Genomic DNA, 4024 nt, shown 5'->3' on the forward strand with positions numbered 1-4024 from the left:
GGCTCGTGCCGGGCACCCACCAAGCCCGTCCGGCGTTTGAGGACGGAACGGGCGGCCGGGGCCGGGCCCGGGATCAGGCTCGCGGTCGGCCCATGGCGCGGTATGTCCAGTCCGCCGCGCGCCAGGCGGCCGGGTCAAGGGCGTTGCGGCCGTCCAGGATCAGGCGGCGCGCCACCGCCGCGCCCAGGACCGCCGGGTCCAGCTCGCGAAACTCACGCCACTCCGTCAGATGCAGCACCACATCCGCGCCGCGCACCGCCTCCACCGCGGAGTCCGCGTACCCGAGCGTCGGGAAGACACGCTTCGCGTTCTCCATTCCCTTGGGGTCGTACACCGTCACCTGCCCGCCCTGGAGATGGATCTGCCCGGCGACATTGAGCGCGGGGGAGTCCCGTACATCGTCGGAGTCCGGCTTGAAGGTCGCGCCGAGTACGGCCACGCGCTTCCCGAGGAAGGACGAGTCGCCGCCCACGGCCTCCCGCGCCAGTTCCACCATGTCGCGGCGGCGCCGCATATTGATCGAGTCGACCTCGCGCAGAAAGGTCAGGGCCTGGTCCGCGCCCAGTTCGCCCGCGCGTGCCATGAACGCGCGGATGTCCTTCGGCAGACAGCCGCCGCCGAAGCCGATTCCCGCGCGCAGGAACTTCTTGCCGATCCGCTCGTCGTGTCCGAGCGCCTCCGCGAGCTTCGCGACATCGCCGCCGGCCGCCTCGCAGACCTCCGCCATCGCGTTGATGAACGAGATCTTCGTGGCCAGGAAGGAGTTCGCGGAGGTCTTCACCAGCTCGGCGGTCGGGAAGTCCGTCACCACGAACGGCGAGCCTTCCCCGACCGGCGTCGCGTACACCTCGCGCAGCACACGCTCGGCGTGCCCGCTGCGGACGCCGGCCACGATGCGGTCCGGGTGCAGAGTGTCCCGCACGGCGAAGCCCTCGCGCAGGAACTCCGGGTTCCAGGCAAGCTCCACCTGGCCGCCCGCGGGCGCCAGTTCGGCGATACGGGCCGCCAGCCGTTCCGCGCTGCCGACGGGCACCGTGGACTTGCCGACGACCAGCGCGGGCCTGACGAGATGCCTGGCGAGGCTGTCGACCGCGGAGTCGACGTACGACATGTCGCACGCGTACTCGCCGTGCTTCTGCGGGGTGTTCACACAGATGAAGTGCACATCGCCGAACTCCGCGATCTCCGCCCAGTCCATGGTGAAGCGCAGTCGGCCGGTCGAGCCCTCGATGCCCGCGACATGCTTGCGCAGCAGCTCTTCGAGGCCCGGTTCGTACATCGGTACGCGGCCCGCCGAGAGCATTTCGATCTTCTCGGGGACCACATCGAGCCCGAGGACCTCGAAGCCCAGCTCCGCCATGGCCGCGGCGTGCGTGGCACCGAGATAACCGGTGCCGATCACTGTGATCTTGAGGGCCATGGAGTGCTCCAGGGGACGCGGGGCGGGGTGCGGGCCTGAGCATAGCCGCGCGTAGTGACAGCTCCGCAGGGCGCTTGTCCCCAGGCTGAGGCTTGTCGGCAAACTCACCTGTACCTGCGGGAGCTCCGCCCCTAAAATTGGGTTACTTAACGGTAGTTAGCATCCCTGGGGAGTGAAAGACCGTGGCCGGATCGGCTGATTTCGACCTGTACCGCCCGTCCGAAGAGCACGACATGCTCCGCGAGTCCGTGCGCGCGCTCGCCGAGGCGAAGATCGCGCCCTTCGCCGCCGCGGTCGACGAGGAGGCCCGCTTCCCGCAGGAGGCGCTGGACGCGCTGGTCGCCTCGGATCTGCATGCCGTCCATGTGCCGGAGGAGTACGGCGGGGCCGGCGCGGACGCGCTCGCCACCGTGATCGTGATCGAGGAGGTGGCGCGGGCCTGCGCCTCGTCGTCCCTGATCCCGGCCGTGAACAAGCTCGGCTCGCTGCCCGTGATACTCGCCGGCGACGAGGACCTGAAGAAGAAGTATCTGGGCCCGCTGGCCAAGGGCGACGCGATGTTCTCGTACTGCCTCTCCGAGCCGGACGCGGGCTCCGACGCCGGCGGGATGAGGACCAAGGCCGTACGGGACGGCGACCACTACGTCCTCAACGGTGTGAAGCGCTGGATCACCAACGCCGGTGTCTCCGAGTACTACACGGTGATGGCCGTCACCGATCCGGAGAAGCGCACCAAGGGCATCAGCGCGTTCGTGGTCGAGAAGGGCGACGAAGGCGTCTCGTTCGGCGCGCCGGAGAAGAAGCTCGGCATCAAGGGCTCGCCGACGCGCGAGGTCTACCTCGACAACGTCCGTATCCCGGCGGACCGGCTGATCGGCGCCGAGGGCACCGGTTTCGCCACCGCCATGAAGACGCTCGACCACACCCGCATCACGATCGCCGCGCAGGCCCTCGGTATCGCGCAGGGCGCACTCGACTACGCCAAGGGCTATGTCCAGGAGCGCAAGCAGTTCGGCAAGCCGATCGCCGACTTCCAGGGTGTGCAGTTCATGCTCGCCGACATGGCGATGAAGCTGGAGGCCGCGCGCCAGCTCACCTACTCCGCCGCCGCCCGGTCGGAACGCGTCACCGCCGGCGGCACCAAGGAGGACCTGACCTTCTTCGGCGCGGCGGCCAAGTGCTTCGCCTCCGACGCCGCCATGGAGATCACCACGGACGCCGTCCAACTCCTCGGCGGTTACGGCTACACCCGCGACTACCCGGTGGAACGCATGATGCGCGACGCGAAGATCACCCAGATCTACGAGGGTACGAACCAGATCCAGCGCATAGTCATGGCCCGCAACCTGCCGTAGGGAGCCTTCGGCTCCGCCTCGATCAGGCGGGAGAAGCCGCGACAGGGCGGGCCGAAGTGACACACGTTGGCACCCGCCCTGGCGTCCGTTCCCCCGACGGCTCTAGCGTTGCCGGGGGAACGGGAACCGACGGGACGAGGCCGATGGCCGCTCGGGTTCCCGGTCCACTCCGCCGCCCCGGCCGGTCCGTGTCCCCAGCACCCGGCCGGGGTTTCTCCCGTACCGACATCAGTTGCCGGAGACCGTGACCTTCTCGTCGTTGTTGAGCTGGTTCACCAGCTCCTTGACCTTGGCCTTGTCCCAGACGAGATTGCCGCCCACACTGCCCGAGATCGGCATGTTCATCGACTTGCCGTCGCCGCCCGTCACGCCCTTCATCGCGAAGAACATCTGGCCCAGCGACCACAGGGACATGTCCTTGTCCACGATCAGCGTGTCCAGGCCCGCGCCCATCGTCGGATAGAGCTTGAACGGGTTGAGGATCGTGCCGGGCGTGGCCGTCTGCGAGGCGAGCGCCGCGAGGAACTTCTGCTGGTTCTTCGTACGGTCCAGGTCGCTGTTGGCGAAGGCGTACCGCGTCCGTACGAAGGCCAGCGACTGCTCGCCGTTCAGCGTCTGCTTGCCCGCCTGGAAGTCGGCGCCGGACTTCTTGTCCTTGAACGCCTTCGGGATGTCGATCTCCACCCCGCCGATCGCGTCCACGATATTGGCGAAGCCCGCGAAGCCGATCTCGACGTAGTGGTCGATGTGCAGCCCGGTGTTGAACTCGACCGTACGGACGAGCAGCTCGGGACCGTCCTCCGCGTAGGCCGCGTTGAGCTTGGTCTGCCGGCCCGTGTTCGGGAACAGCTTTCCGGACTCCGAACCGCGGAACGAGGGAATCGTCACATTGGAGTCACGCGGCAGCGAGATCAGCGTCGGCCCGTTCGATCCGTCGTGCAGGATCATCATCGAGTCGGTGCGCTTGCCGTCGGCCGAGCCCGTGTGGAGCTTCTTCTTCTCCTCGGCGGACATGCCCTCGCGGCTGTCCGAGCCGACGATCAGATAATTCGTACCGTCGCCCGCCTCCGGGCGCTCGATGACCTTGGAGAGATCGACCTCGCGCTGGAGCTTGGAGTCGGCCCAGAAGTATGTACCGATGGAGACGCCGAGCACCACGACGACCAGCGTCAGCGCGCCGATCTTGATACGGCGGCGCCAGTCGGGCGCGTACCGGGGCGCGGGAGGGCCGCTCGGCGGAGGCGGCGGG

The 4024-nt window shown here is 68.2% G+C and carries 3 protein-coding genes; 1 reads left to right on the forward strand and 2 read right to left on the reverse strand.

Annotated elements, in window-relative coordinates; translation table 11 throughout:
• Window positions 1-73 precede the first annotated feature (73 nt).
• The gene (locus GA0115259_RS19120) at window positions 74-1420 is read right to left on the reverse strand and encodes a UDP-glucose dehydrogenase family protein (RefSeq protein ID WP_093598481.1); all 1347 of its coding nucleotides are present in this window, start codon (window positions 1418-1420) and stop codon (window positions 74-76) included.
• A gap of 182 nt (window positions 1421-1602) precedes the next feature.
• Here GA0115259_RS19120 and GA0115259_RS19125 point away from each other — a divergent pair, with 182 nt between their 5' ends.
• Entirely contained in the window at window positions 1603-2775 is a 1173-nt protein-coding gene (locus GA0115259_RS19125) for an acyl-CoA dehydrogenase (RefSeq protein ID WP_093598484.1), read from the forward strand.
• A gap of 228 nt (window positions 2776-3003) precedes the next feature.
• On the opposite strand, the gene GA0115259_RS19130 is transcribed toward GA0115259_RS19125, so the two are convergent.
• The coding region (locus GA0115259_RS19130) for an LCP family protein (protein WP_093598487.1) at window positions 3004-4024 on the reverse strand (1021 nt) is incomplete at its 5' end.

The organism is Streptomyces sp. MnatMP-M17, from assembly GCF_900091995.1.
GTDB lineage: Bacteria > Actinomycetota > Actinomycetes > Streptomycetales > Streptomycetaceae > Streptomyces.